A 20642-nucleotide genomic window follows, 5' to 3' on the forward strand; every position below is an offset into this window, starting at 1 on the left:
GCCATGACCACGGCCACATCCTCCCTTCGCGAACTCGTGCGCTCCGACAGCGTCCACCGTTCCGTCTATACCGATCCGGCGATCTTCGATCTGGAGATGGAACGCATTTTCGGGCGTGCATGGCTTTATCTCGCGCATGACAGCGAGCTGCCCCAGCCGGGCGATTACGTGGTGCGGCACATGGGCACGCAGGGCGTGATCCTGACGCGGGGTAAAGACGACGCGGTCCATGCGATCTACAACCGCTGCAGCCACCGGGGCGCAACCCTTTGCGCGTTCGAGAAAGGCAGCGCAACCGCAGGCCACCAGTGTCCCTATCACGGCTGGATGTTCAACGCCGATGGCACATTGCGCGGCATTCCCCATCCGGGCGGCTATGACGGGGTGATCGATAAGGCCGATCTTGCCATCACCCGCGTGCGGACCGAGACCTATCGCGGCTTCATCTTCGGCAACCTGGCTGGTGCCTCCGCAGGGCCGCTGGTGGATTTCCTCGGCCACATGAAAACCTCGATTGACGATCTGGTAGACCGTTCGCCCACGGGCCGGATCGAAGTGGGGAAATACCAGCTGCGCCACTACTATCGGGCCAATTGGAAGATGACCTTCGAAAACCTTAACGACACGGTCCACCCCGGCTTTGCCCATTCGGCCTCTGTCGTATCGGCCAAGGCGGTGATGGCCGAGGTCGGGCAGGAAAACGTGGTGCCCAGCGTGGGCATGATGCTGGCGAACGGCAAGCCGATCCAATTCTTTCAGGATCTCGACATGGTGACCGCACCCGGCGGGCATTCTTATATCGGCGGGCACATGGGGGCCGATTACACCCCCGATACTGCCGATGCCTACACTGCCGCGCTGATCGCGCATCATGGCGAGGAACGGGCGAAAGAAGTGCTGTCGGTGGATCGCCACCTGATGCTGCTCTACCCTTCGTCGTTCTGGCACGCGCGGTATCAGACGATCCGGATCATGCGCCCCGTCCGCCACGATCTGACCGAGATGATCGGTTACACTTTCCGGCTGGTGGGCGCGCCGGAGGAAACCCACGTCAACGCGATCGAATATTGCACCGGGGCCAATTCCGCAGCCTCGCCGGTGATCGCGGACGATCTGGAAATCTACGAACGCTGCCTTGAAGGCAACACCAATGATGCCCGCGAATGGGTACCGATGAGCCGGGGCTTGCGGGAGGTGCGCGAACAGGACAACACCCGCACCCGATCGCCCTCGACCTCGGAAATCTACATCCGCAACCAGTTCGCCGCGTGGTCGGAGTATATGGGGTCCGAGTACACGGGCGCAAGCGCATGATCGCCGAAGTCGCCGCGCTGATCGAGCGCGAGGCCGCCTTGCTCGACGATCGCCGCTATCCCGAATGGCTGACGCTGTTCACCGAGGATTGCCTTTACTGGGCGCCAGTCTCGCCCGAAATGGCATCCCCGCGCGAAGGGCCGAGCCATTTCCGCGACGATCGCCAGATCATGATGGTGCGCACCCACCGCCTCGCCAACCCCCGAGCTTTCGGGGCGGAGCCTTCGCCGCGCACGCTGCACGTGATCTCCAGCATCCGGATCGAGGAGGAGAGCGACAGCGAAATCCTTGCCTCCTCCAGCCAGATCATGCTCGAATACCGCAATCGCGGACGGTTCGAGGACGATCAGCGCGCCTTCGGATCGCGCGTGCGCCACCGGCTGCGGCGCACAAGCGATGGGCTGAAAATCGCCGAAAAACGCATCGATCTGATCAACGCCGAAGCCGCCTTCAACGCGATGGCAGCACCGCTTTGAGCATCGCCTGGATCCCTTACGGCGCGTACTGGTCGACGCCCTTTGTGCGCTGGCAGGGTGCGCTGGGCGAACTCCATAGCCTGCGCCTTGCCTCCTGGGTGGCCAAACGCTCCCTGGCGAAGCGCGAGATTGCGCCCGATGCCTTCGATTTCGGCGTGCTCGGCATGACGGTGCCCCAGCAGGGCTGCTTCTACGGTCTGCCTTGGGCAATGGGGGAAATCGGCGCAGCACATGTGGGCGGGCCGACCATCATGCAGGCCTGCGCCACCTCGGCACGATCCGTGCAGGTCGCAGCGCAGGAAGTGGCAGCAGGGCTGGCCACAACCGCGCTGGTATTGGCGTGCGACCGGGTATCCAACGGCCCGCACATCTATTACCCCGCGCCCTCGGCTCCGGGTGGTACGGGGCAGAGCGAGAACTGGGTGCTCGACAATTTCGCCCGCGATCCCTTCGCGCAGGTGGCGATGATCGCCACGGCTGAGAACGTGGCACGCAAGCACGCGATTACCCGCGAAGAACAGGACGACCTCACCCTCGCCCGCTATGCCCAGTATGGCGATGCGCTGGCGAAAGACAGCGCCTTTCTGCGCCGCTTCATGGACCTGCCCTTCGACGTGCCCGATCCGCGTTTCGCGAAGATCGTCATGAGCCTTGCAGGCGATGTCGGAGTGCGGCCCGCCGATCCTGACAAGGTGCGCGCACTGAAGCCCGTGGTCGAGGGCGGCAGCGTCACCTATGCGGGGCAGACGCACCCGGCCGACGGCAATGCCGGGATGGTCGTGGCCAACCGCACCCGCGCCCGCGATCTTGCCCGTGCGTCGGGGATCGAAATCGCTATCCTCGGCTTCGGCACGGCACGCACCCAAATCGCGCATATGCCCGAAGCTCCCGTCCCTGCGAGCCGCGCCGCGCTGGCGCAGGCGGGGCTGGCAATCGGCCAGATCGACTGCGTGAAGTCGCATAACCCCTTCATGGTCAACGATCTCGTCTTCGCCCGCGAAACCGGGTTCCCGCTCGACAAGATGAACAATTACGGCTGCTCGCTGGTGTGGGGGCATCCGCAGGGGCCGACTGGCCTGCGCGCCCTGATCGAACTGATCGAGGAACTCGCGCTACGGGGCGGCGGGCGCGGACTGTTTCAGGGCTGCGCGGCAGGCGATACCGCAATGGCGGTGGTGATCGAGGTGACAGGGTGCTGATCGGAGCCGACGGCGCACGCCTGTGGATGCCGCACACCACCATCGACATTCTCGACCGCACGGCGGCACGCTGGCCCGGCGCAGTGGCGCTCGCCTGCGAGGACGAGCGTCTGACCTATGCCGAATACCGCGAGCGGGTGCGCGCTGTTGCCGGGGCGCTGGCGGCGCGCGGCGTGCAAGGGGGACGTGTGGCGATCGTCCTGCGCAACGGGATCGACATTGCGCTGGCGCTGTTCGGGGTGCAGGCGGCGGGCGCGGCGACGGCCTCGCTCAACCCCGATTATACGCCGGGCGAACTTGCTCCGATCCTGTCGCAAGTCGAACCGACCGTGGCGATCACACATGACGACCTGCGCGAAACCCTCGCCCCGCTGCTGCCCGCAACCTGCGCGGTGCTGACCGTGGCAGAACTGGAAGCGGAAAGCCCTGGCACCGCTGCCCTGCCCGCCATCGACCCGGCCAGCGCGGCGGTTCTGCAATTCACCGGCGGCACCACCGGCACGCCTAAGGGCGCGCTGCTGAGCCACCGCGCTGTCGCCACCAATGTCGCCCAGCGCGAGGCGGTGTTGCCGACCCGCGCAGGCGACGAGCGGATCATCTGCATGATGCCGCTCTACCACAGCTTTGCCGCAGCCATGTGCCTTCACATGAGCGCCTATTGCGGCGGGGCGCTGCACATCCTGCCGCGCTACCGCCCCGACTGGCTGCTGGACACCATCGCGCGCGAACGCATCACCCGGCTTCCTGCGGGGCCGACGGTGTTCAACAGCCTGCTCGGTTTTGACGGACTTAACCGCGAACAGGTGACGAGCCTCGTCTGCGCCTATTCCGGCTCTGCCCCGCTGCCGCATGACACGCTGGCACGGTGGGAGGCGGCGACGGGTGTTCCGATCTACGAAGGCTACGGCCAGTCCGAAGCCGGGCCGGTGCTGACCTATCACGGCCCGGGCATGGCTTTGAAGCAAGGCTCGGTCGGCCCCCCGCTGCCGCTCACCGAACTCAGGATCGACGGCGAAGGCCCGCTGGGCGAAGTGCTGGCGCGCGGCCCGCAGATCATGGACGGATACCTCGGCCGCGCGGAGGAAACCGCCGACACGCTCAAGGACGGCTGGCTCCACACCGGCGACATCGGGCGGCTGGACGCGGACGGGTACCTCTTCATCGAGGACCGCAAGAAGGACATGGCGATCGTCGGCGGATACAATGTCTACCCGCGCGAGATCGATGAGGTGCTGAACGCCCATGCGAAAGTGCGCGAGGCGGGCGCGGTGGGCGTGCCGGACGCCTATCGCGGCGAGGTGATCTGGGCGTTTGTCGCAGGCGAGGCGCCGGACGAGGCCGATGTGCAGGCGCATTGCGCGGAACGGCTCGCCAAATACAAGCGTCCGGTGCGGCTCGTGGTGCTGGACGCGCTGCCGCGCACGCCGGTGGGCAAGATCGACAAACAGGCGTTGAAGGCGCTGGCGCAGGCAATGCGCGAGGAGGCCGAAGATGCCGCTTGAACAGGTCGCCCCGATCCGTGCCGGTCTAATGGCCCGCCGCGCCGCGCCCACGCCGCCGGTCGAGGCCCGCCGCGCGGGGTTCGAGGCGCAGATGGCGGCGCTGCCTGTCGATCCCGAAGTGACCGTAACGCGGATCGATCTGGGCGGTGTTCCGGCCCTGCGTTCGCGCCATGGCGAAGACACTGGCCGCATGATTCTGTGGCTCCACGGCGGTGCCTTCGTGCTGGGCTCTGCGCAAAGCTACAGGCCCTTCGCCGCGCGGCTGGCGCGGGCGTGCGGTTGCGACGTGATCGTACCCGACTATCGCCGCGCGCCAGAACACACCTTTCCGGCCGCCCATGATGACGCTGTTGCAGCGCTGGATGCGCTGGTAGCAGCTGGCTACGCGATGAAACAGGTCGCCATCGGCGGGGATTCCTGCGGGGCGAACCTTGCGCTTGCCGCCGTTCAGCAGCGGCTGGCGCGCAGCGCAGCGGTTCCGGCGGCGCTGTGGCTGATCTCGCCCTATTGCGACCTCACGCATTCGGGCGGATCGATCACGGCCCGCGCCGCCGCCGATCCGTTCATCGACCCGTCCGGCATGGACGATACCGCGCGCACCTATCTCGGCGATGCGGACGCAGCCGATCCACGCGCCTCGCCGCTGTTCGGGCCGGTCGCAGGCCTGCCGCCCGCACTCATCCAGATCGGTTCGGACGAAGTGCTGTTCGACGATGCCGCCCGCCTGCACGGGCGCATCGAAGCCGCAGGCGGACGCGCGGTGTTTCAGGAATGGGCGGGCATGATCCACGTCTGGCCGCTGTTCGCCCACGCCATCGACGAAGGCGGATGGGCAATCACGCAGGGCGGCAATTTCCTCGGGCAGATCTGGAGCCCGGTTGCGCCCAGCGGGTAGTGATGTAGTCTCACCTGATGGAACTTCGCCAGATCAAGTATTTCCTCGAGATCGTGCGCTGCGCGAGTTTCGGGCAGGCGGCGGAACGGCTGCACATTACCCAGCCGGCGCTGTCCAAGAGCATTCGCAATCTGGAACAATCGCTCGGCGTGATGCTGCTCGAACGCCATCCGGGCGGGGTGGTGCCGACCGAATACGGCAAGCTGTTCCTCGATTATGCCGCGCTGATCACCGGCGAGGTCGACCGCGCGCTTGAGGAAATCGCCCAGATGAAGGGCACCGGTCGCGGCATCGTGCGGGTCGGTGCGGGCGCGACGATGATGCAATATCTGATCCCGCAGGCGGTGCGCGCCTTCGTGGCGGGGGACGACAAGGCGGTGGTCACCTTCCGTCAGGGGTTGCGCGACGAGTTGATCGCGTGCCTGCGCCGGGGCGAAGTCGACATCGTGGTCGGATCGATTGGGGGCCTCTCCCATGACGACGACCTGCGGCAGGAAGTGGTTTTGCAGGACGAGATCGTGGTGGTCGCCAATCGCGATCACCCGCTCGCCCAGCGCGATGGGGTCGCGATTGGCGATCTCGGCGCGTTCAAGTGGGTCTTGCCCGACGGCACCGAGGGCGAGCGTAACCGGTTGAGCCGCGTGCTGCGTGCCGCCGGGATGCCGCCGCCGACCTGCGTGATCTCCACCCCGTCATCCACCTTCATGGCGACCATGCTGCAGGAAAGCGAATTCCTGAGCTACCTGCCGCGCGCACTGATCCAACTGGAAAGCGAGTATGCCCACCTGGTGCCGCTGACGATCGACACGCCGATCTGGGACGCGGTGACGGTGGGAGTGACATACCGCCGACGGGGCGTGATGCTGGCCCCGGTTCGCAAATTCATCAACCGCCTGACCGAGGTGGGGCAGGGAATCGGACAAGCGGCCTAGGGCGGCTCAGGACTTGCGCTCGGCATAGACCGGGCGCTCTGCTGTCAGGTCGGCCGCGATCCGTGTGTAGCTGCCCGGTCCTGTCACACGCCCGATCAATTGCATCGCATATGGATCGGGCCGCAGCCTTTCGGCGTCGATGAAGACATCGTCGATGTCCATCGCCACCACTTCGCCGATCAGGATCACGGTTTCGGGCGGGGCATCGAGAAAGTCGAACAACCGGCATTCGAACGCGGCAGGCGCGGCGGTGATACGCGGCGGGGCAACCAGTTGCGAGGCGCGCATTTCCAGCTTCGCCAGCGCCGCCTCGTCCACTTCGGGCGGCGCGTCGATGCAGGTGGTATTCATTGGCGCAAGCATCGGCTCGCTCACCAGATGCACCACGAATTCTCGGGTTTCGAGGATGTTGGCGGCGGTATCCTTAAGCCGACCGTCCTCCTGCCGCATCGTCCCCAGGACCACCAGCGGGGGTGAGGCACCCATCATGTTGAAGAAACTGTAGGGCGCAACATTGCCCACCCCGTCCGCCGACAGGGTGGAGACCCAGGCGATCGGGCGCGGCACGATGCAGCCCGCCATCAGCTTGTAGCGTTCGGCGCCCGAAAGCGCGTCCATCGTGAAGCGCATCAGCTGTCGTCCCCGCGCCATGCGACCGCCGGCCGGGCGCGGGTATCGACCTCCAGCCGGAACACGTCGGGCCGGGCATAATGGCCCGCGACATCGAAATCGTAACGCGCCTGCGGGATTTCAGCCGGATCGATTTCGGCATAGAGGATGGTTTCGCCGGAATAGTCCGGCCCGGCCAGCACCTCGCCCAGCGGGCCGACGATCATGCTCCCCCCGCGCATCAGCACCGTTTCCGGATCGTCGCCCAGCGCGCAATCGAAATCCGCCGGATAATCGCCGCGCCGGATGAACTGGCAGGCCGACAGCACATGGCACCGACCCTCCAGCGCAACGTGGCGCATGCTCGCCGCCCAGCCATCGCGATCATCGGCCGTGGGCGCGCAATACAGCGTTACCCCCTGCGCATACATCGCCATGCGCATCATCGGCATGTAGTTTTCCCAGCAGATCACAGCACCGACCTGCCCCAGCGGCGTATCGACCACGGGCAACGTCGATCCATCGCCGAAGCCCCAGATCAGCCGCTCCGCCCCGGTCGGCATCAGCTTGCGGTGGTGGGCGATGGTACCTCCCGACCCGTCGATGATCAGCGCGGTGCAATAGAGCGTGGCTCCGAAACGTTCGATGATCCCGATCACCACCACCATGTCCGCTTCGCCCGCCGCCTCGCGCACCGCAGTCACCTCCGGCCCGTCCAGCGCCACGGCGTTATCGAAATAGCGCGCATAATCCGCTCGCCCTTCGGGCTTGCGCATTCCCACCGGCGTGCCGAAGCTCGCCCCCTTGGGATAACCGCCGATGAAAGCTTCGGGAAACACCGCAAGCTTCGCGCCCCCGGCCCCCGCTTCGGCGATCAGCGCCGCCGCCTTGGCCGCGCTCGCGGCGGAATCGGAAGGTATCGCGCCGGCCTGAATGACAGCAGCGCGAAACGGGACGGGACGAACAGAGGTCATGGCCATGGCACCGAATAGCATGAGGGAAAGACGGACTGGCAATGGCAATAATGGGCAAGGCAATAACCAATGCGCATGAGGACACGCAAATGGGGCAGGCAAGCTTCGACACCTATCGCGAGGATACAGCGGGCCGCGCCAATGTCGCCGACACGCCCGAACTGGTCGCCTATTACGAACGGCTGGCGCAGCTCGGCACCGGCGCGCTGTGGACCGTCGCCAACAAGATCGAGCCGTGGGAGCCTGCATCGACCTCGGTGCCGATGCTGTGGCGTTACAACGACTTGCGCGATGATGTTCTGCGCGCGCTTGAACTGGTAACTCCGGAACAAGCGGGCCGGCGGGTGGTCTATCTCGACAATCCCGGTCGCTCGGAAGTGGTTGCTGCAGTGGGCTGGCTCTATTCGGGCCTGCAGGTAATGGCGCCGGGGGAATGCGCCTCCAGCCACCGCCACTCCGCTTCGGCGCTGCGGTTCATCATGGAGGGCAGCGGCGCCTTCACCAATGTGGATGGGCACAAGCTGACTCTGGGCCGCAATGATTTCGTCCTTACCCCCAATGGCACCTGGCACGAACACGGGGTGGCCGAGGACGGAACGGTGTGCATCTGGCAGGACGGGCTCGACATTCCGCTGATGAACGCGCTCGAAGCCAATTTCTACGAGGTGCATCCCGACCTCAATCAGGCCGTGTCTTTCCCGGTCGACGACACCACCGCCACCTGGGCTGGATCGGGCCTGCGCCCGCAGGGGAACGAGTGGTCCAAGCGCTATTCCCCAATGCTGAAATATCAATGGGAACCGACCTACGAGGCACTGACCGATCTGGCCAAGGTCAGCGATGGCTCGCCCTATGACGGGATCATCATGGATTACGTCAACCCCGTCACCGGCGGCCCGGTAATGCCAACCATCGGCGCGCAGATGCAAATGCTGCGCCCGGGTGAGCATACCCGCGCGCACCGGCAGGTCGGCAGCTTCGTCTATCAATGCGCCAAGGGCAGCGGCTTTTCGATCATCAACGGCCAGCGGTTCGACTGGCAGGAGCGCGACATCTTCGTGGTGCCGGCGTGGATGTATCACGAGCACGCCAATGCCAGCGATACCGAGGACGCCTGCCTGTTCGCCTTTCACGATCTGCCGGTGATGCGCAGCCTCGGCCTGTATCGCGAGGAAGCATTGGGCGAAAACGGCGGTCACCAGCGGGTCGGCTGAACGCTATCGTCAAACGAAGGGAGTATCATGAAGCTTGTTACCTATCGCCGCCATGTCGAGGCGGCTGCACGGCTGGGGGCCGTGGTGGATGGCCGCGTGGTCGATCTGGCGCTGCTGGGCGCGGCGCATGGTGTTGCGCTGCCGTCCACGATGCTGGAATTCATCGATCTCGGCCCTGATGCCGTGACGATCGCCTCGGGCCTGATCGCCGATGCCGGGAAGCACTTTCCGATCGGTTGTGCGACCCCGCTCGTCAATGTCCGCCTGCTCGCTCCGATCCCGCGCCCGCGCAAGAACCTGTTCGGCATCGGGCTGAACTATACCGAGCACGTGGCCGAATCTGCCGCCTCGCTCGATACCTCGGCCGATCTCCCGCGCCAGCCGGTGATCTTCTCCAAGCCGCCCACTACCGTGATCGGCCCGGACGAGCCGATCCGCCATGATGCCGCAATCACCCAGCAGCTCGACTGGGAGGTGGAGCTTGCTGTGGTGATGGGGACAACGGCGAAGCGCGTGGCGCGCGAGGACGCGCTGGCCCATGTGTTCGGCTATAGCCTCGTCATCGACATGAGCGCGCGCGATTGCCGCCGCGCGGGCCAGTGGATCTACTCCAAGGGGCAGGACAGCTACGCCCCGATGGGCCCGTGCATCGTCACCGCCGACGAGATCCCCGATCCCCAGACGCTCGATCTGGCGCTATGGGTCAACGGGGTGGAAAAGCAGCGTAGCAACACCGCATTCATGCTGTTCAAGGTGGACGAATTGATCGCCGACATCAGCGCCGGGATCTCGCTTGAACCGGGCGACATCATCGCCAGCGGCACGCCTGCGGGCGTGGGCGCAGGACGCAACCCACAGGAATGGCTGTGGCCCGGTGATGTGCTGGAAGCGGAAGTCGAGAAGATCGGGCGGTTACGGCACGCCGTCATCAAGGTCTGAAGGGACGCTCGCCCGCAGCGCCGCGCCGATGGCTTCGGGCCATGGGCGCGAGCGCTGCACGGCGAGGTCCATGCAAACCAGCACGCCCTCGCCCTTCAACCGCAGCGTCCCGCCGCTTTCGAAGGCGAAGCGGTAAGTGCAGCTGCTGGCGCCAACCTTGCGCGGCGCAAGGGTGATCTCCAGCATATCGCCCAGCATCGCAGGCGCGAGGAAATCGGCCTCCAGCCGCACCGTCGGCGTGCCGATCCGGTCCTCCAGATGCAGGCTGCGGAAATCACGCCCCAGCGCGGCAAACCAGTCCTCCACTGCGGCGTTCAGCATCTCGAAAAAGCGCGGATAGAACACGATCCCCGCCGCATCGACATGGGCGAAGCGCACGGGCGTGGAATGGACGAACACCGCCGCTCAGGCCCGCAATGCTTCGGCAAGCTTCGCCTCGGCCCGCGCCATCTGTTCGTACCCCGGGCGGACAGCGGCGGGGACGAAGGGGCGTGGTTCCGCTGCCTTGGCCGCAGCGTGGAGCGTGAACATCGGATTTGCGAGGTGCGGCCTGCCGATCCCGATCAGGTCGGCACGGCCTGCCAGCAGGATCGAATTGGCTTGATCGGCGTCCTCGATATTGCCCACCGCGATCACCGGAATGTCCACCTCGTTGCGGATCAGATCGGCGAACGGGGTCTGGAACATCCGGCCATAAACCGGCCGCGCCAGCGGGTTGGTCTCGCCGGCCGACACGTCGATCAGATCCACGCCTTCGGCCTTCAGCATCCGGGCGATTTGCACCGCATCGGCAGGCTCGATCCCCTCTGCGCCTGACCAGTCGGTCGCGGAAATGCGCACCAGTAACGGGCGCGTCTGCGGCCAGACGGCCCGCACGGCGCGGATCACTTCAAGCGGCCAATCCATGCGCGCCGCCAAATCGCCGCCCAGCACGTCTTCGCGCTGGTTCATGATCGGGGTGATGAAGCTCGACAGCAGGAAGCCATGACCTGCATGCACCTCCAGCATATCGAAACCGGCATCATAGGCGCGGCGCGCGGCGGTGACGAAATCGTCCTTGATCCGCGCCAGATCGGCCATCGTCGCCTCGGCCGGAACCAGACCGCCCGGCTTCCACGCCTTTGCCGAAGCCGACAGGATCGGCCACGGATCGTCCAGCGGCACATCATACCCGCGCCCACCCTCCGGCGCACGGCAGGCCGCGCGCGCACCCGCATGGCCGATCTGCGCGCAGGTGCGGCTATCGGAATTGGCGTGGATGAAGGTGTTGACCGCGTGCCACAGCGCCGCTTGCCGATCGTCCCACAGGCCGGGGCAGGCAATCGTCGGTCGGCCCTCGGACGATACGGCGAGCATCTCGGAGATGATCAGCCCCGTCCCCCCCAGCGCCCGCGCACCATAGTGAACCAGATGCCGGTCGCCAGCAAAGCCATCCGCGTCGGCCATGTAGGTCAGCATCGGCGCCATCACCACGCGGTTGGAAACGCGCACGTCGCGCAGCACCATAGGCGTGAACAGCGGTTGCCCCTCGCTTTGGTCCGCGCCTTGCGCCGAACGGAACCAGCCTTCCGCTTCTTCCAGCCATTCGCGGTCACGCAGGCGCAGGTTCTCATGGCTGATACGCTGGCTGCGGGTCAGCAACGCATAGGCGAATTGCGGCAGGTCGAACCCGATATAGCGATCCACATCCTCGAACCATTCGGTCGAATTGCGCGCCGCATTCTGAATCCGCAGCACTGCGGTGCGGCGTTCCTCCTCGTATTCGGCAAGCGCGGCGGTAAGCGCGCCTTCCGCCTCCAGCCCCGGCCGGTCGAGCACTTCGGCCAGCTTGATCGCATCCTCCAGCGCCAGCTTGGTGCCCGATCCGATCGAGAAATGCGCGGTGTGCGCCGCATCGCCCAGCAGCACCAGATTGCCGCGCGACCAGCGCCCGCAGCTCACGCGCCGGAAATTGATCCACGCCGCCGATCCGCGCAGATGGCCTGCGTTGGTGATCAGTTTGTGCCCCCCCAGATGGCGTGCAAACAGCCGCTCGCAAAATGCTATCGCCTCGTCCTGCTCCATCCTGTCGAGGCCCAGCCCTTCCCAGGTTTCCGGGCTGCATTCGACGATGAAGGTCGAGGTATCGGCGTTGAAGCGATAGGCATGGGCCCACACCCAACCGTGTTCGGTTGGCTCGAAGATGAAGGCGAAGGCATCGAACAATTGCTTTGTGCCGAGCCACATGAACTTGTTGCGGCGCACGTCGATATCAACGTCGAAGTGATCGGCAAAGCGTGTGCGCACCGCGCTGTTGACCCCGTCCGAGGCGACGATCAGGTCGTAGCCCGGATAGTCGTCGGGATCGCTGCTGCACTCGTGTTCGAAATGCAGTTCGACCCCCAGTTCCTGCGCCCGCGCCTGCAGGATCTGGAGCAAGTGCTTGCGCCCGATACCGATGAAGCCGTGGCCCGATGATGTGCTTGTTTCCTCACCCACGGTGACGGCGATATCGTCCCAGTGGGCGAAGCTGTCCGAGATGGTCTTTGCGCTCACCGGGTCGGTCGCGGTCAGGTTGGCAAGCGTCTGGTCAGAGAACACCACCCCCCAGCCGAACGTGTCGCCCGCCTTGTTACGCTCGAACACCGCAATATCGTGCTGGGACCCGCGCAGCTTCATGGCGATGGCGAAATAGAGCCCGGCAGGGCCTCCACCGATACTTGCAATACGCATGAAGTTCAGCTCCCGGTCGCGGCCAGCGGCGCGAATTCGCGGTCGCGCCGCAGCGCGTTGGCGAAGGCGTCGACCGAGGTGGTGGTGAGAGTTTCGGTGCGCCCGTCGGAAAAATGCAGGCGGAAATGTGGCATCGAGGTCACGCCGCGGCGGCGCCATTCCTCGGTTTCGGCGAAAGGTTCAGCCAGGTCGTCATCGCTTTCGAGATGCGCCAACGCCGCCACTTCGTCGAACCCGTGCGCGGCGGCCGTGCGGGCAAGAAAGGCGAAATCGATGAGCTCGGCACGCTCGTAGAATCCGCGGGCAATGTCCTCGATAAGTGCGCCCGCACTGCCCGGACGCTGCTTCTCGGCCCATCGCACCAGCCGGTGTCCGTCGATGCTGGCCGGGCCGCGGGTGATCTGCTCGAACGCGAAATCGATCCCCAGCGGCGCGCCCACGCTGCGCACGCGGTCCCACATCGGCACCTGCAATTCCTCGCCATAGCGGGCGCGGAACTGAGCGAGGAAATCATGCCCTGCGCGGTCGAATTCAGGGTAGAGCATGAACTGGTGCCAGCTGATGCCGACCCCGTCGTCGCCTTCCTGTTCCAGCGCCAGCGCCAGCTCGCGCTTGGCGATCAGGCACCAAGGGCACAGAAAATCATACACCGCCTCGATATGCATCGCGTTTGTTCCTCTGGCCGGGCTGAGGCTCCGGCGTCGGAATCTTCATCGGGATTGAGCGGGGGTCGAGGCCAATCACTTCTGCGGCCACCGCCATGACAAAACCGAATTGGCTCGGGAACTTCCTGCCGGAACAGCCCATCCAAAGCCGGATGTTCCGGGATCAGCCCGCGCTGCGGTCGACAACGCGGAAAACGGCGCCCGATCCGGCATCGCGGACAAGATCGACGCGTTCCCCATCCCAGTGATAGTCGAGATGGCGCCCCTGAGCGGGGTTCGAAGCGCAGTCGGGATAGAACAGCGCGGCACATTCCCCGCCCGCATGGCGAACGCTGGGATAGACGATCCCGTCAGCCTCCATCCCCCTCAGCATCGCTGCCAGCGCCTGAGCGGCAGCATAGTTTTGTGGATCGAGCGCGGGTCCGGTATCGCCATCCGTAACTCTCAGATCGTGCAGCGCGGCATCCACCGAAACAATGATTTCGCGGAATTGCGATGTCCAGCCCGGCGCTTCCCCGGTTCTCGCCATGAAGCGGGTGTGGTGATGGATCGTCTCGAACAGCGCGGTCTCGAACCGGTCAGCGACATACAGCACGCCGTAACGACCATCTGTAAACCGGCTCGGCCGGTCAGCGCTGATATGGGTGAACGGCGCCATCAGGTAGGACGCGCCATTGCCCCCCACCCGGCGTCCGGGCGGTACCAGATCAAGATTGCCGATCGTCGCCATGATCCGCGGATTGGTCTTCTGCTCGGCCGAAATCAGCAGCGCCCAATCGGCGGGGTCGGCGATATCCTCGAACAGGTCAATCGGCGGGAAGGCGCTGCGGATGATCCTGACAGCGCCCGTCCAAGCGATGCGGGAAACGGGAATGTCGGCGGCGCCTGTCACCAGCCGCCGCGCGTCGCATCCAGATAACGGCGCACCCGCATGATATCGGTCAATTCGCCGCCGAGCATCACGTCGAGCGCGCTGGCCCCGGCAAAGGCTTCGTTGGCGGCCCTGATCCACGCGTAGCCGCGCGCGCTTTGGGAAAAGATGATTCGCAGCGCCTTGTGAATGCCCATCAGGTTGGAAAGCCGCGCGAGTCCGTCGCGCGATATCCGTCCCGGCCCTTCCGCCTTCCAGCGCCGATAGGTCCGCAGGGGCATGTCGAGCAAGGTTGCCGCCTGTTCGTCCGTCACGCCCCACTTGCCGAACAGGTTGATCGCGGCCCTGAACATGGCAGCGCCCTCGTCCTGCGTGATCGGGTCGGGGCGGAAAGCGGGAACGTCAGTATCGACAGGTTGCAAACTGAGCATGGCAGTCTCCATATGGCATCATATAGGTATATTCTTGCCATTTGGCAACCTATGCAGCTTACCCGCTGTCGAATGCCGCCTGTATGCGGGCAACGTCCGTGATCCCGACTGCGATCAGCACCATCAGCAGCATTCGCGCCTTGGCCGGGCCGAGCGCGCGGGCCGCAACCAGCCCCAACGCATCGTCATCGACCTCGATGTTGCGGTCGACCAGCCCTTCGTCCACCCGCGTCGATCGCACCACCGGCACACCTGCCACCGCCGCATCGGCCAGCGCGGTCAGCACACAAGCGGGCGCATTGCCCTGCCCCATGCCGGCGAGCACCACGCCCTTGCACCCGATGCCGAGCAGCGCCTGCACAGGCTGTTCGTCCATCCCCGCGCCCGCTGTCAGGATCGCGACGCGCGGCAGGCTGGCGGGGAACGCATAGCGCGCGGCTTCACCCACCCGGTGCGGCGGTCCGAACCAGTCGAGATTGGCCGGAGTAACGCGGGCAAGGCTTCCGCGCGGGAAGCTTTTGAAGGCATCGATCTGCGCGGTCGCCGCCTTGCGGGCATCGCGCGCGGCGAGCACGCTGTCGCCCATCACCAGCACCACTCCGCGCCCTGCGGCTTGGCGGTCGCTCGCCACTTTCACCGCATTGGCGAAGTTGCGCATCCCGTCGGCCCCCACCGCATCGGCGGGCCGCATCGCGCCCACCAGCACCACCGGCTTGTGCGTGGGCAAGGTGAGGTCGAGCAGAAACGCGGTCTCCTCCGCCGTATCGGTGCCATGGGTTATAATGATTCCGGTGATCGATAGATCGTCCATCGCACCGAGGCACGCCGCGTGGAGCGCCTGCCACTGCGGCCAGCCGATATCCTGCGATCCGATCCGTGCGACTTCCTGCGGCACGAGTTCGGCATCCAGCCCCAGCGCCGCCAGTTGCTCCAGCATCGCCGCCAGCGCCAGCCCGCCTGCGCGGTAACCGCCGCCCGTGGCACTGCCCGCCGCGCCCGCAATCGTGCCGCCGGTGCCCAGAACAAGGATGCGCGCTTTTGTCATGGCCGCTGGCTTAGCGGCGGGCCGCCGGGGCGGCTAGTCCACTGCGTCGGCGAACTGCGCAAACACGGCGGCGATCCCCGGAACGTCGGCCTCGGCCTTCAGCGCGGCAAGTGCCTCGGGAATGTCGATCTCGAACTGCGACACCCCGTCTTCATAGCCCCTGCCCTCGGCCCCAAGCGACCGGGCCAGCGCCAAAGCAGGGCGGTTTTCGGGCAGGATATGCACCTCCAGATGATCCAGCCCCTCTCGCGCGCAATCGAGCAGCAGCACCGCGCAAAGCAGCCGGGCAAGGCCCTGCCCGTGATACTCGTCGATCACCGCGACCGAGAATTCCGCCGTGTCGGGATCATCCTTGTCGCGGAAGGCATGGACCACTCCCAGCGCCGGGGTATCGGCCAGATCGGATCGCAGCGCGCCCCAGGCGATGTGTTTATGTCCGTCGACCGTCACCAGCGCCTGCAAAACCTGCGGCGGCACTTCGGGCATTCCGGAAAAGAACCGCAGATAGCGCGATTGCGGCGAAAGCCTCGCAATCCCGTCCTTCAGTCGCTGTTCGTCGTCCTTGCGCACCCGGCGGATGCAGACCGGGGTGCCGTCGTTCAGATGCGTGTTGATCACCATGGCGTGTCGTCCGGCTGAGGCTGGCGCCGAAGCCATAGCAGCTTTGTGGCCGGTCGGCACCTTGCCCGGCTACAGGCGCAAACCCGACTTGACCGGCGAGCAATCCCCGCTAAACGGCGCACTCCTGCACACCGCAGGGCGGTTAGCTCAGTTGGTAGAGCATCTCGTTTACACCGAGAGGGTCGGCGGTTCGAGCCCGTCACCGCCCACCAGGGACGCATTGTCCCCGCCAAGTGAAAGCGCTCGCATCCGGTCCGATCGATGTTTTCGGCTGACGGGAAGCCAGCCACCGGTCGTCCGACAGGCAGGCGCAGCTTCGGAACGATCGTGATTCCCCAGGGTTCGAATCTCCAAATTGCAGGAGCTGTGATATGGAAGATTCGCGCGTTTGGGAGTTCGAACGGAGCCTTTGGACGGGCGACCCGGAGCAATACCGCAAGTTGATCGATGCCGAATGCCTCATGGTCCTTCCCGAAAGACCGTATGTCTTCACGGGCGATCAGGCGGTCGAGGCCGTCGCGGCGACGCCGCGGTGGTCGCAGGTGACGTTCAGCGAAAGGCAGATCGCTCGCCCACAAGAAGGTCTGATCGTCGTCGCCTACAAGGCCGAAGCGGATCGTGATGGCAGAGCCTACGCTGCCTATTGCACGACCACCATGCGCAGGCTCGAACACGACGAGTGGCGCGTGTTGCAGCACCAGCAAACCGTTCCGCTAACCGCAGGCTAGGCGAAAAGGCGCTCGCATTATGGCGTGGCTAGGCTTTGGCGGATCATGGCGATCGCGTCAGGGCTGTCCCATTCGTAACCGCCCGCCACCCGCAGCACTTCCTTGCCCTGCGCATCGAACAGGATCGTCAGCGGCAGCAGCCCTTCGGGCGTGAACTGCGCGGAAAGCTGCGCGTCGGGGTCGAGCCACGGTTCGAGCCGGACAAAGGCTCTCTGGGCGAAGAACGGCGTCACCACCTCGGCGCCGCGCACGTCCTGACTGACAGTGATGACGCGCACCTCGCCGTCCAATTCGCCCGCGAGCGCATCCAGCTGCGGCATCTCCACCACGCAAGGGCCGCACCACGTCGCCCACAGGTTGATCAGCACCGGCCCGTCCTGCGCAGCCAGATCAAGGCTGTTGCCCTCCGCATCGGTGAATTCCATTGCCGGCAGCGGCATTCCGGCAAATTGCCGCGCAACTTCACCCACCCCTGTACCAACGCCCGCGCTTTGCGCCGGTTGCGCTGGCGCGTCGGCGGCCCTATCGCATCCGGCCAGCAGCAGGAACGATACAGCGAATATGAACGGCGAGCGGGACATGACAGGCTCCGATGATGGTGCGAACGGCGGGGACGCAACCAACGCCATGTGGGGCGGGCGCTTCGCTGCCGGCCCTAGCGCGATCATGCGCGAAATCAACGCCTCGATTCCCTTCGACAAGGCGCTGTGGCGCCAGGATATCGCCGCCAGCAAGGCGCACGTCGCAATGCTGGGGGCGCAGGGGATCGTTGCGGCCGAGGACGCCGCCACCATCGGCGCGGGACTGGACACCGTCGCCGCCGAATATGCGGCCGACGGTGTACCCGAGGACTGGGACCTCGAAGACATCCACATGACCACCGAAGCGCGGCTGGCCGAACTGATCGGTCCGGTCGCAGGCCGCCTCCACACCGCGCGCAGCCGCAACGATCAGGTGGCGACCGATTTCCGCCTGTGGGTGCGTGGGCGGTTCGATCAGATGGATGATGGCCTTGCGGGTTTGCAGCGCGCACTGGTCGCGCGGGCGGGCGAACATGCGGCCGACATCATGCCCGGCTTCACTCACCTGCAAACCGCGCAGCCGGTGACATTGGGCCACCACCTGATGGCCTATTACGAGATGCTGCGGCGCGACCGTTCGCGGCTGGCCGATGCGCGCGCGCGAATGAACGAATGCCCGCTGGGCTCCGCCGCGCTGGCGGGCACCGGCTTTCCGATCGACCGCGATGCGACGGCGCGCGCGCTCGGCTTCGATGCGCCCACCGCCAACTCGCTCGATGCCGTGTCCGACCGCGATTTCGCGCTCGATTTCCTCTATTGCTGTTCCACCACCGCGCTGCACCTGTCGCGGCTGGCGGAGGAGCTGATCCTGTGGGCCAGCCAGCCCTTCGGCTTCATCCGCCTGCCCGATAGTCTGTCCACCGGCTCGTCGATCATGCCGCAGAAGAAGAACCCCGACGCCGCCGAACTGGTGCGAGGGCATTCGGGCCGGGTGATCGGGGCGCTGACCAGCCTGATGATCACCATGAAAGGCCTTCCGCTGGCCTATTCCAAGGATATGCAGGACGACAAGCCGCCGGTGTTCGAAGCCGCATCGCTGATGGAACTCGCCATCGCCGCGATGACAGGGATGATCGCGGGCAGCACCTTCAACACAGGCCGGATGCGCGCTGCGGCAGAACTCGGCTATGCCACCGCCACGGACCTTGCCGACTGGCTGGTGCGAGAGGCGGGCATTCCGTTTCGCGAGGCGCACCACATCACAGGCAGCGCAGTGAAGCTGGCCGAAACGCGCGGCATCGCGCTCGATCAACTGCCGCTTGCCGATCTTCAGGCGATCGATGCGCGGATCGACGATCGGGTTTATGCTGCGCTATCGGTGGATACTTCGGTCGCGGCGCGGGCTTCGTATGGCGGAACCGCTCCGGCGCAGGTCCGTTTGCAGGTCGGACGGGCAAGGACGATGTTGGGGATGGAGGAATGATGCGGATTGCTGTTTGTCTGGCGGGCACGGTGCTGCTCGCCGCCTGCGGCTCTCGCGCGCCGCTCACCCCGCCTGCGGGCGCGAACCTGCCGGTCGCCCCCTATGGCGCCGCCGTTCCGCCCACCGCTGACGAATTGCTGCGCCGCGAAGCGCTCGCCGCGCCCGAACGCAGCGTGGAACTGCGCCGCCGATCGGAAGAACGGCAGGACGATCCCTTCGATTTGCCGCCCGAATAGCGAAAAAGAGCCATGGACTATTTCACTTATCTGAACGGCGTGATGCACGCCGAAGACGTGCCGCTGCCGCGCATTGCGGATGATGTCGGCACGCCCGTCTACGTCTATTCCCGCGCCACGCTGGAACGCCATGCGCGGGTCTTCCGTGAGGCATTGGCGGATGTGCCTGACAAGCTGATCGCCTTTGCGGTGAAATCGAACCCCAACCTTGCGGTGTTGAAGGTGCTGGGCAAGCAGGGCATGGGCGCGGACGTGGTGTCTGTAGGCGAGATGCGCCGCGCGCTGGCGGCCGGGATCGCGCCCGACATGATCGTGTTTTCCGGCGTGGGCAAGACCGCGGCTGAAATGGTCGCCGCGCTGGACGCCGGCATCGGTCAGTTCAATATCGAGAGCGAGGAAGAAGGCCTGGAGCTGGCCGAATTGGCCGCCGCGCGCGGGATGACGGCGCAATGCGCGCTGCGGATCAACCCGGATGTCGATGCCGGAACGCATGACAAGATCTCGACCGGCAAGGCAGATAACAAGTTCGGTGTGCCGATCAGCCAGGCCGGGCAGATTTTCGGCAAGCTGGCAGGGCTGCCGGGCGTGAACTTACGCGGCGTGGCGGTGCATATCGGCAGCCAGCTTGCCGATCTGGCTCCGCTGGAAACTGCCTTCGGCAAGCTCGGCACGCTGGTGACGGCGTTGCGCGGGGCGGGTCACACCATCACCCATGTCGATCTAGGCGGCGGATTGGGCGTGCCGTACCGCGTGGGCGAAGTGCTGCCGGAACCGGCGGAATACGGCGCGATGGTGGCGCGGGTGACCCATGATTGGGGGGTCAAGCTGATCTTCGAGCCGGGCCGCGTGATCGCGGGCAATGCCGGCGTGCTGCTGACTCGCGTGGTGCGGGTGAAGCGCGGGATCAAGGATCCCTTCGTCATTGTCGACGCGGCGATGAACGACCTCGCGCGTCCGGCACTGTACGGGGCGTATCACCATTTCGAGGCGGTCGAGCCGACGGCGGCGCGGATGACGGCGAACATCGTCGGCCCGATCTGCGAAACCGGCGATACCTTCGCCATGGGCCGCGAATGCGATGCGCTGCTGGCGGGCGAGCTGGCGGTATTCCGCACCGCTGGCGCTTACGGCGCGACCATGGCCTCGTCCTACAATTCGCGCGGTTTCGTGGCCGAGGTGCTGGTCGACGGCGACAAGTTTGCGGTCGTCGCCGATCGGATCGCGGCCAGCGCAATCATGGACGCCGAGCGCGTGCCGGAATGGCTCGGCTGATCC

General features: G+C 65.6%; 22 protein-coding genes and 1 tRNA gene. 13 read left to right on the top strand and 10 right to left on the bottom strand.

Annotation, left to right across the window (positions count from 1 at the left end):
- Positions 1-3: 3 nt before the first annotated feature.
- Genes J3454_RS04785 through J3454_RS04810 form a run of 6 tightly spaced genes read left to right on the top strand, consistent with a single transcriptional unit; the run spans position 4 to position 6318 of the window.
- The gene (locus J3454_RS04785; RefSeq protein ID WP_349512605.1) at positions 4-1314 is read left to right on the top strand and encodes an aromatic ring-hydroxylating oxygenase subunit alpha; all 1311 of its coding nucleotides are present in this window, start codon (positions 4-6) and stop codon (positions 1312-1314) included.
- Positions 1311-1790 (top strand): aromatic-ring-hydroxylating dioxygenase subunit beta, encoded by a 480-nt coding sequence (locus J3454_RS04790; RefSeq protein WP_349512606.1) that lies wholly within the window; start codon positions 1311-1313, stop codon positions 1788-1790. Before J3454_RS04785 ends, J3454_RS04790 begins: the two co-directional genes overlap by 4 nt.
- Positions 1787-2989, top strand: a complete 1203-nt coding sequence (locus J3454_RS04795) for a thiolase family protein (RefSeq protein ID WP_349512607.1) — start codon at positions 1787-1789, stop codon at positions 2987-2989. The genes J3454_RS04790 and J3454_RS04795 overlap by 4 nt, the downstream gene beginning before the upstream one ends.
- The gene (locus tag J3454_RS04800) at positions 2983-4491 is read left to right on the top strand and encodes an AMP-binding protein (RefSeq protein ID WP_349512608.1); all 1509 of its coding nucleotides are present in this window, start codon (positions 2983-2985) and stop codon (positions 4489-4491) included. The genes J3454_RS04795 and J3454_RS04800 overlap by 7 nt, the downstream gene beginning before the upstream one ends.
- Positions 4481-5386 carry an alpha/beta hydrolase gene (locus J3454_RS04805; RefSeq protein WP_349512609.1) on the top strand — a complete coding sequence of 302 codons (906 nt, stop codon included), beginning with the start codon at positions 4481-4483 and terminating at the stop codon, positions 5384-5386. The genes J3454_RS04800 and J3454_RS04805 overlap by 11 nt, the downstream gene beginning before the upstream one ends.
- A gap of 17 nt (positions 5387-5403) precedes the next feature.
- Positions 5404-6318 carry a LysR family transcriptional regulator gene (locus tag J3454_RS04810; RefSeq protein ID WP_349512610.1) on the top strand — a complete coding sequence of 305 codons (915 nt, stop codon included), beginning with the start codon at positions 5404-5406 and terminating at the stop codon, positions 6316-6318.
- Positions 6319-6324: 6 nt separating this feature from the next.
- On the opposite strand, the gene J3454_RS04815 is transcribed toward J3454_RS04810, so the two are convergent.
- Positions 6325-6948 carry a flavin reductase family protein gene (locus J3454_RS04815; protein ID WP_349512611.1) on the bottom strand — a complete coding sequence of 208 codons (624 nt, stop codon included), beginning with the start codon at positions 6946-6948 and terminating at the stop codon, positions 6325-6327.
- A complete protein-coding gene (locus J3454_RS04820) occupies positions 6948-7901 on the bottom strand; it encodes a carbon-nitrogen hydrolase family protein (protein ID WP_349512612.1) in 954 nt (317 codons plus the stop codon). The genes J3454_RS04815 and J3454_RS04820 overlap by 1 nt, the downstream gene beginning before the upstream one ends.
- A gap of 50 nt (positions 7902-7951) precedes the next feature.
- Between J3454_RS04820 and J3454_RS04825 the strand changes: the two genes are divergently transcribed.
- Positions 7952-9115: a cupin domain-containing protein gene (locus J3454_RS04825; RefSeq protein ID WP_349512613.1), complete on the top strand. Its 1164-nt coding sequence runs from the start codon at positions 7952-7954 to the stop codon at positions 9113-9115.
- Between the two features lie 27 nt (positions 9116-9142).
- Positions 9143-10054: a fumarylacetoacetate hydrolase family protein gene (locus J3454_RS04830; protein WP_349512614.1), complete on the top strand. Its 912-nt coding sequence runs from the start codon at positions 9143-9145 to the stop codon at positions 10052-10054.
- Here the strand turns inward: J3454_RS04830 and J3454_RS04835 are convergent.
- From J3454_RS04835 to J3454_RS04865, 7 genes are all read right to left on the bottom strand, one after another.
- Positions 10028-10453, bottom strand: coding sequence for an acyl-CoA thioesterase (locus tag J3454_RS04835; protein WP_349512615.1), 426 nt, complete (start codon positions 10451-10453; stop codon positions 10028-10030). The genes J3454_RS04830 and J3454_RS04835 overlap by 27 nt on opposite strands.
- A gap of 6 nt (positions 10454-10459) precedes the next feature.
- Entirely contained in the window at positions 10460-12766 is a 2307-nt protein-coding gene (locus J3454_RS04840) for a bifunctional salicylyl-CoA 5-hydroxylase/oxidoreductase (protein ID WP_349512616.1), read from the bottom strand.
- Positions 12767-12771: 5 nt separating this feature from the next.
- Positions 12772-13431: a DsbA family oxidoreductase gene (locus J3454_RS04845; RefSeq protein ID WP_349512617.1), complete on the bottom strand. Its 660-nt coding sequence runs from the start codon at positions 13429-13431 to the stop codon at positions 12772-12774.
- 163 nt (positions 13432-13594) lie between these two features.
- Complete coding sequence (locus J3454_RS04850; protein ID WP_349512618.1) at positions 13595-14323, bottom strand: RES family NAD+ phosphorylase; 729 nt, start codon at positions 14321-14323, stop codon at positions 13595-13597.
- The gene (locus J3454_RS04855) at positions 14320-14733 is read right to left on the bottom strand and encodes an MbcA/ParS/Xre antitoxin family protein (RefSeq protein ID WP_349512619.1); all 414 of its coding nucleotides are present in this window, start codon (positions 14731-14733) and stop codon (positions 14320-14322) included. Before J3454_RS04855 ends, J3454_RS04850 begins: the two co-directional genes overlap by 4 nt.
- Positions 14734-14791: 58 nt before the next feature.
- Entirely contained in the window at positions 14792-15778 is a 987-nt protein-coding gene (locus J3454_RS04860; protein ID WP_349512620.1) for an asparaginase, read from the bottom strand.
- 33 nt (positions 15779-15811) lie between these two features.
- Positions 15812-16399 carry a GNAT family N-acetyltransferase gene (locus J3454_RS04865; RefSeq protein WP_349512621.1) on the bottom strand — a complete coding sequence of 196 codons (588 nt, stop codon included), beginning with the start codon at positions 16397-16399 and terminating at the stop codon, positions 15812-15814.
- A gap of 136 nt (positions 16400-16535) precedes the next feature.
- Here J3454_RS04865 and J3454_RS04870 point away from each other — a divergent pair.
- Both J3454_RS04870 and J3454_RS04875 read left to right on the top strand, forming a co-directional pair.
- Positions 16536-16611, top strand: a tRNA-Val gene (locus J3454_RS04870).
- Positions 16612-16770: 159 nt separating this feature from the next.
- On the top strand, positions 16771-17127 hold the full coding sequence (locus J3454_RS04875; protein ID WP_349512622.1) for a DUF4440 domain-containing protein: 357 nt from the start codon (positions 16771-16773) through the stop codon (positions 17125-17127).
- 17 nt (positions 17128-17144) lie between these two features.
- Here the strand turns inward: J3454_RS04875 and J3454_RS04880 are convergent, their stop codons facing one another.
- Entirely contained in the window at positions 17145-17708 is a 564-nt protein-coding gene (locus tag J3454_RS04880) for a TlpA family protein disulfide reductase (RefSeq protein WP_349512623.1), read from the bottom strand.
- 46 nt (positions 17709-17754) lie between these two features.
- On the opposite strand from J3454_RS04880, the gene argH reads away from it, so the two are divergent.
- The 3 genes from argH to lysA are packed head-to-tail and all read left to right on the top strand — an operon-like array spanning position 17755 to position 20639.
- Positions 17755-19131: an argininosuccinate lyase gene (gene argH / locus J3454_RS04885; RefSeq protein ID WP_349513139.1), complete on the top strand. Its 1377-nt coding sequence runs from the start codon at positions 17755-17757 to the stop codon at positions 19129-19131.
- Complete coding sequence (locus J3454_RS04890) at positions 19128-19367, top strand: hypothetical protein (protein ID WP_349512624.1); 240 nt, start codon at positions 19128-19130, stop codon at positions 19365-19367. Before argH ends, J3454_RS04890 begins: the two co-directional genes overlap by 4 nt.
- Positions 19368-19379: 12 nt before the next feature.
- A complete protein-coding gene (gene lysA, locus J3454_RS04895) occupies positions 19380-20639 on the top strand; it encodes a diaminopimelate decarboxylase (protein WP_349512625.1) in 1260 nt (419 codons plus the stop codon).
- Positions 20640-20642 lie beyond the last annotated feature (3 nt).

The sequence above is a fragment of the Erythrobacter sp. NFXS35 genome (genome assembly GCF_040148725.1).
In the GTDB taxonomy this organism is placed as follows: domain Bacteria; phylum Pseudomonadota; class Alphaproteobacteria; order Sphingomonadales; family Sphingomonadaceae; genus Erythrobacter.